We start from the raw sequence: 6,458 nt of genomic DNA on the forward strand, positions 1-6,458 counted from the left end.
CGCTGCATTTTTTCTAAAAGCTAAAAGCTAATGGCTAAAAGCTGGACTAGTATCTGTAGTAGTCTGGTTTGAACGGACCTGCTACCGGAATACCGAGGTATTCAGATTGGGCGGAGGTCAGGGTATCCAGTTCTACGCCTACTTTTTTCAGGTGTAAACGGGCTACTTTTTCATCCAGGTGTTTAGGCAGTACATATACCTTGTTTTCGTAGTTTTCTGAGTGTAACCACAGTTCCAGCTGAGCCAGTACCTGGTTGGTGAAGGAGTTACTCATTACGAAAGAAGGGTGACCTGTAGCGCAACCCAGGTTTACCAGGCGGCCTTCAGCCAGCAGGATGATATCTTTACCATCGATAGTATATTTATCTACCTGTGGTTTGATTTCAACTTTAGTATTGCCATAGTTTTTATTTAACCAGGCTACATCAATTTCGATATCGAAGTGACCGATATTGGAAACGATGCATTTATCTTTCATCAGTTTGAAGTGTTCACCGGTGATGATATCGCGGCAACCGGTGGTGGTAACGATGATATCTGCTTCTTTTACAGCATCGCTCATTTTCTTTACTTCATAACCTTCCATTGCAGCCTGTAAAGCGCAGATAGGGTCAATTTCAGTAACGATAACGCGGGCGCCTGCACCTCTCAGTGATTCAGCAGAACCTTTACCTACGTCGCCAAAACCAGCAACAACAGCTACTTTACCGGCAATCATTACATCAGTAGCGCGACGGATCGCATCTACGCAGGATTCGCGGCAACCATATTTGTTATCAAATTTGGATTTGGTAACAGAGTCGTTGATGTTGATAGCGGGCATTGGTAAAGTACCAGCTTTCATACGCTCGTATAAGCGGTGAACACCGGTAGTGGTTTCTTCACTCAAGCCTTTGATATGCTGGATCAGCTCAGGATACCTGTCAAATACCATATTGGTCAGATCACCACCATCGTCCAGGATCATGTTCAGCGGACGGTCTGCGCCACCGAAGAACAGGGTTTGTTCAATGCACCAGTCAAAATCTGTTTCATTCAAACCTTTCCAGGCAAATACCGGTACGCCTGCAGCGGCAATAGCAGCAGCAGCGTGATCCTGAGTAGAAAATATGTTGCAGGAGCTCCAACGCACTTCTGCGCCCAGGTGAACCAGTGTTTCAATTAATACGGCAGTTTGAATAGTCATGTGCAAACAACCAGCAACACGGGCACCCTGTAATGGCTTTGTGTTACCATATTCTTCTCTCAGTGACATCAGACCAGGCATTTCTGCTTCTGCCAGTTCTATCTCTTTACGACCCCAGGCCGCCAGAGACATATCTTTTACCTTGTATCCGAGGCTAAAATCAATGTTGGATTTCGCAATTGTAGACATTCTGAATTGTTTTTTGCAAATCTAGGGTTATTTTAACTTTTAACATAATAGCGCCCTGCCATTCCTCCTGTCAACGGCCTAAATTTTTGTTAATCACCCGCAAGAAGGCCGATATCTTATAATCAGATAAATTAATTTGATTTAATATAAATATTATTATAGATTTGCTAATTAAAATATATGATTTTATATTTAATTGTTTAGATGTGTGTGACAGGTGGAAGGGTATAGAATAATTATAGAAATCATAAAAAATGCCATAAATGCGTCTCAGGCATCCCTCCACCATCAGATTGAGACATTCATATAATTGCCGGCAACTGGTTTTTCAGTTTTATTGGAAGAGAGAAAGGAAACAATATTAGAAGCTGCCGGGAGAGCCAATTACAGAGATTCGCATATAGGGTTTTACAAAGGACTGTTTTTCACATTTTTGACTAAAAATCTATATGTATAAATAGAAATTTACACGCTTATATGTTACTCCTTTCCCATCCTACGAAATTAAATGAACAAGGTATGCCCCATCGTATCCACGTGTTCCTGCTTCGGGTCATATGCCTGATAGCCGCTTTTTTTACTATAAGCATTGGTGTAAGCGCGCAAACTTATCCTGTGATCATTAATCCTGGTGGTGGTACAAATGCTACCGACGGATTAAGAATTGAGATCAACCAGGACGGTAGTTATGCGGTATTCAGGAAAGGAAAAACTGAAACGGCAAGAGATCTCAACTCCGGATACCTAGGAGTTAGAACCCATATTAATTTCAATGTGGAAAATCCATCTCGTCCGCCGCAGATAGGGACTTTCACAAATGTTAATTATCATGCCGTCTCGCCATTAATGGGTAGCGGTACTGCTGCTGACCCTTACCAGGTTAGCATGATCGCGAAGGTGTTTAATAATGAAGGATTCATTAATGATGCTGACGAGTCACTCCCGGCTTTCCAGGACACGGCAAGATTTCAGTCTACCGTAATTATGACTATTACTTATGTAAAGCCCAATAAGTATTATACCATTGATTATACCGTATATAATCAGAATTTCGACAACGTACCGCATATTTTCGTAGACGAATTTGCAACCCTGCAGGACGATAATTATGATTTGCCAAAAGGGAGTAATAATATTATACAATATGGTTACAGACTCGGATCGACTGCGAATCCATCTGTTATAGGGCTCCGCAGAAGTACCGACGTATTCGGTACTGACGCAACGCCGGGGCCACTAATTCACGTTTATCATGCCTACAATACATTTAATTCCTATTCTGTCGGAAATTACAATTCAAGACTTGTCCGGTCATCAAGTACTGGCCGCCTGAATAATGCCTTCCCAACCTTTGACCTGGATGATGGTGTTAGAAAAGGGATGGCCGTGGATATTAGTCTGGGTACAAAGGATGATGATAGCAGAGCAATAGGTACCAGACTGGCGGTGTCTTACGGCGACAGTTTAGACGCTATCATCATACCTGTGAATGCCACGCCTACGAGTACCGATAGCAAGCCCATTACCGTTGCGTTTGAAAGAGGAGATACTGTTGGAGTAGAAGGGAACGCAGGAGATATACATGCTCCCTACAATCTGCGCCTTAAAGTAACATCGGGTGGTTCCGTGAAGTATCCTATCTATGTAAAAGTGAACCTGCTTCCGGCAACACCGGGTGATGCCAATGCCGCTGTATTAGGTACCGATTTTAATTTTCAGGGTGGTTATATGATTCCGGTAGGAGAGTATCCGACGGGGTCATTTATTCCGTTAAAAAATATCAGTATTATTGGAAATAATAAGCTGGAGTACGCCCGGCATTTTACGATTCAGCTGGAACAGGTGGTGGATAACCAGATGTTGCTGATTGGTGGCGGTCCTACCACTTGCCTTTATACTATTAAGGACGACGAACCAAAGAATATTGTTCTGACCACACCCGCAAAAATTAAAGAAGGATTTATTGATACCGTTCGGGTAGCTCTGCCTGCTGGTGTACATGCTTCAGAAAGAACGCAGGTAACCTTGTCTCTTGAAAGTGGCACCGAAGCTACTTCCGGTACTGATTTTACATTTGATCAAATTTCCTATATAGAAGTAGACTCCAATGGCGTAAATATTCCGGTAAGGGCTAAACTGGATAGCATTATTGAGAAAGATGAGCTGATTAAGTTTAAAGCCGATGCTGCTGTGATGGGAGAACCGCAAACTTTTTCACAATCGATGCTCCTGCAGGATTCTACCAGATTGAATCCGGCATTAACCGTCGTATCGATTAATGCAGATGCACCGGCCTTATTGAAAGAGCTTTATGATGGACAGCTTACTTTTAGTCTGCCACTGCATGTTACCACGGACCTGCCTATTGGTATCAAAATAAATAAACTGGGAACGTCTACTGCTGCGAACATAGCGGATTATCAATTACCAGATACTGCCACGATTCCTGTGGGAGGATATGATATCCCGGTAGCATTTAAGCTGATCAACGACAACAAGATAGAAGGGACCGAACGGCTCGATCTTTCACTGACGCTGACAGAAAGTACTGCCAATACCATTTTAACCAATACGGCTGCTGCCCTGGATATTATTGATGCGCAGCTACCTATGACGGCTCCCGTTGTTTTACATATTTCTGCGGCGAGCGTAAATGAAGGGGTGGATCCAACGGTATGGGCTGAATTACCAGCTGGTCTTTCCACCCAGATTCCTATCAAGGTGAAATTTACCCGCGGCGGTTCTTCCACTGCTTTACCAAACACTTATACATTTGCGACAGATTCGGTGACTATTCCTGCCGGTCGTACTTTATCAGATACATTGGCGATTACGAATACCAGCAACAATGTATTTGATGATACACGTGACCTGGTGTTGGTAGGAAGTTCTCCGGACAACGGTATCCTGGTGAAAGACAGTGTAAAAGTAACCATCGTAGACAATACCGATCCTTCGAAGAAAGTGCTGACGCTGACAGCAGACAGCCTGGTACTGGGAGAAGGTAATAGTACTGCCTTTAAAATGTCGCTGCCTGTCGGATATCGTTCAGCCAAGCCCGTGACCATTACCTTAACGACGAATGCTGCCGGTACAGAAGCAGCTACTACCGACTACCAATACCTGCAAACATCTATCGTATTCCCGAAAGACACGGCTGTATTTACGACTACAGCGGCAGTGATCAAAGCAATCACCGATCAGATTATAGAAAAAGATGAGCAACTGAATATTACCGGTGCTGCTGCAGGCTACACAGTAGTAGATGCACAACTGAAGATCAATGACTCTACCCGTAGGAAGCCTGCTAATATTATCGTCACCTTTACGCCACCTGCAGCTGGTATGCCGGAAGGCAATACCCAACAGATTGGGTTTAAGTTACCGACAGGGATTACTACAGAGATACCCATTAAAATATCCCTGCCATCTACCGGTACTGCTGGTCGTGGCGCGGATTACAGTCTGCCTGCAGATACTACCTTTACTGGTAATGCTGGTATTGCTGAAGTGAAAGTAGCAGGAGATAACCTGGTAGAAGATACTGAAGATATTCACCTGACACCATCTGTCAGTGATCTTTATAGCACCGCATACACCTTTACACCCGCCACATTTGATCTCACGATCAAGGATGCGCAGTATCCATTCCCTGCCGGTACTTCTGTAAAACTGAGCAGTGTACCGGATACCGTGAGCGAAGGCGGTAGCGCGGTGATTACTGCTACCTTCCCGAATGGTTGGAAAGCCGGTAAAGCCTGGGCCATCAACCTGACAAAAGATGTAGTGTCGTCGACTATTGCAAACAGTCGTTATGATAGTATTCAGCAGATCATTACCATTCCGGTTGGAGCCGATCATGGTACCGCTATTGCCATTCAGACCGTGACCAATAAAGTATTTGATGATGAAGGCAATATAGTAGTGGATGGTAATAAGGGCAATACAAATATGCCTGCTACCAGTGTGAGCATTCATGTAAAAGATGCGACAGATCCGGCACAGAAGAAACTGACGCTGACTGCTGACAGCTTAACATTGCGTGAAGGAAACAGTACCGCGTTTAAAATGTCGCTGCCAGCAGGTTATCACTCTGCTAAACCGGTGACCATCGCCTTAACGACGAATGCTACCGGTACGGAAGCGGCTACTACCGACTACCAATACCTGCAAACATCTATCGTGTTCCCGAAAGACACGGCTGTATTTACTACTACAGCGGCAGTGATCGGAGCGGTACCCGATCAGATCATAGAAAAAGATGAGCAACTGAATATTTCGGGTACCGCCAACGGCTATACGGTAACAGGTGCTCAACTGAATATCTGGGATGCTACCCGCCGAGATGCGACTAAAACAGCCATTACGTTTACGCCACCTACAGCCGGCATGCCGGAAGGTAGTACCCAACAGATTGGGTTTAAGTTACCAACAGGTGTGAGTACAGAAATACCTATTAAGATATCCCTGCCATCTACTGGTGCGGCCAGCCGCAGCGCGGATTACAGCCTGCCTACAGATACCACTTTTACCGGAACTGCCGGCGCAGCTATACTGAAAGTAGCCAGTGATATTTTGGTAGAAGATGTGGAAGATATCCATGTGAGCCCGGTTATCAGTGACCTTTATAGCACGGTATACACCTTTACACCACCTACACTTGATCTCACGATCAAGGATGCACAGTATCCATTCCCTGCCGGCACTTTTGTAAAATTGACCAGTGTACCGGATAGCGTGAACGAAGGACAGAGTGCTGCTATTACCGCTACCTTCCCGAACGGCTGGAAAGCAGGTAAAGCCTGGACCATCAACCTGGCAAAAGATGCAGTGTTGTCTACCGTAGCAGACAGTCGTCATGGTGCTATACCTGCCACGATTACTATTGCGAATAATGCTTCTTCAGGTACTTCCTCCTTTATTACAACCAACACTAATTCAATACTGGATGATGAAGGAGCCATTATTGTAACGGGGAATAAAGGCGATGTAAATATGCCTGCCGACAGTGCTGCCATTTATATTAAGGACCTTACACAAACACAGCCTGGCGCCAGAAAGATCACCCTTACCCCGGATGCCA

Annotated in this window: 2 protein-coding genes; one reads left to right on the forward strand and one right to left on the reverse strand. The window is 44.6% G+C overall.

The window, feature by feature from the left end; all coding sequences use genetic code 11:
- Nucleotides 1-46: 46 nt before the first annotated feature.
- Entirely contained in the window at nt 47-1,375 is a 1,329-nt protein-coding gene (gene ahcY, locus VIP81_RS01715; protein ID WP_331956748.1) for an adenosylhomocysteinase, read from the reverse strand.
- Between the two features lie 519 nt (nt 1,376-1,894).
- Here ahcY and VIP81_RS01720 point away from each other — a divergent pair.
- Nucleotides 1,895-6,458 (forward strand): Calx-beta domain-containing protein (locus tag VIP81_RS01720; protein ID WP_331956749.1); only part of this gene is annotated, 4,564 nt, incomplete at its 3' end.

This window comes from Chitinophaga sp., from assembly GCF_036566945.1.
Taxonomy (GTDB): domain Bacteria; phylum Bacteroidota; class Bacteroidia; order Chitinophagales; family Chitinophagaceae; genus Chitinophaga.

Bases quoted from the DNA above. Each gene is read 5' to 3' on its own strand.
- ahcY (WP_331956748.1), bottom strand. From the start codon at position 1,375: ATGTCTACAATTGCGAAATCCAACATTGATTTTAGCCTCGGATACAAG.